This is a genomic window from Anaerobacillus arseniciselenatis (assembly GCF_001865995.1).
GTDB lineage: Bacteria > Bacillota > Bacilli > Bacillales > Anaerobacillaceae > Anaerobacillus > Anaerobacillus arseniciselenatis.
Genome location: NZ_MLQQ01000041.1, coordinates 1 through 1209, shown reverse-complemented (window position 1 = coordinate 1209; position 1209 = coordinate 1). Strand labels below are relative to the sequence as shown.

The 1209-nt window shown below is 42.7% G+C and carries 2 tRNA genes and 1 rRNA gene; all 3 read left to right on the top strand.

Annotation, left to right across the window (positions count from 1 at the left end):
- Positions 1-354: 354 nt before the first annotated feature.
- Positions 355-431, top strand: a tRNA-Ile gene (locus BKP35_RS14700).
- A 20-nt stretch (positions 432-451) separates the two neighbouring features.
- Positions 452-527, top strand: a tRNA-Ala gene (locus BKP35_RS14695).
- 564 nt (positions 528-1091) lie between these two features.
- Positions 1092-1209: ribosomal RNA gene (locus BKP35_RS14690) — 23S ribosomal RNA — on the top strand; the annotation flags it as partial.

The following is a 1209-nucleotide window of genomic DNA, read 5'->3' as shown; positions in this document are numbered from 1 at the left end:
TATCGGAAGGTGCGGCTGGATCACCTCCTTTCTATGGAGTTAAAACTCTAGTCGATGCTTTTACTTTCGAGTAGAAGTACGCTGACGCTGTGTTTCAGTTTTGAGAGAATGATCTCTCAGTATAGTTATGAATGAAGAGTTTTGAGTGTTGAGTGATGTAAGCATCTCAAGGATGCCCATAAACCAACTTCAAGTTCATTTTCTTAACTAATTATATGTAAAGGCAAATTAGAAACGAGTAGTTCGAGGAAGCAAAGGGCCGAGGAACGGAGCGTATATTCAACGATACGTGAGTACCGCAGGCGCGAAGCTGACGAAGAAATACGACGTTTAGCATTTGCCGTTAACAGATAGGGGCCTATAGCTCAGCTGGTTAGAGCGCACGCCTGATAAGCGTGAGGTCGGTGGTTCGAGTCCACTTAGGCCCACCATCTATATAAAATAATAATTAGGGGCCTTAGCTCAGCTGGGAGAGCGCCTGCCTTGCACGCAGGAGGTCAGCGGTTCGATCCCGCTAGGCTCCACCAATACAATAATTGGTAATTGACATCATTCTTGAATGGTGTTATATTTATCAAGTCGCCTTTTTAAGGTGATTGAGCGATTGCTCTCTCTAGTTTTGAATGAAGAGTTTTGAGTGTTGAGTTATGTAAGCATCTCAAGGATGCCCATAAACCAACTTCAAGTTCATTTTCTTAACTAATTATATGTAAAGGCAAATTAGAAACGAGTAGTTCGAGGAAGCAAAGGGCCGAGGAACGGAGCGTATATTCAACGATACGTGAGTACCGCAGGCGCGAAGCTGACGAATAAATACGAAGTTTATCATTTGCCGTTGTTCTTTGAAAACTAGATAACAACAAACACATTTAAGTTTTACCGGAAAGTTTGTATAAACTTTTGAGTAAACTTGAGTAGTCAAGAATTCATTTCGACGAAAAATCCTTTTGTAATGATAGGTATTTTTTCGAAAGAAGCAAGAAGATCGAGGAGCCGAATGAGGCAATCACCGGAGTGTACATTATTGGTACATGAGGATGATTGGCGAATGAAGGCGACGAAGAGATTCGCCGCTTATTGCGAAAAAATTAGGTTAAGTTATGAAGGGCGCACGGTGAATGCCTTGGCACTAGGAGCCGAAGAAGGACGCGACGAACAGCGAAATGCTTTGGGGAGCTGTAAGTAAGCTTTGATCCAGAGATCTCCGAA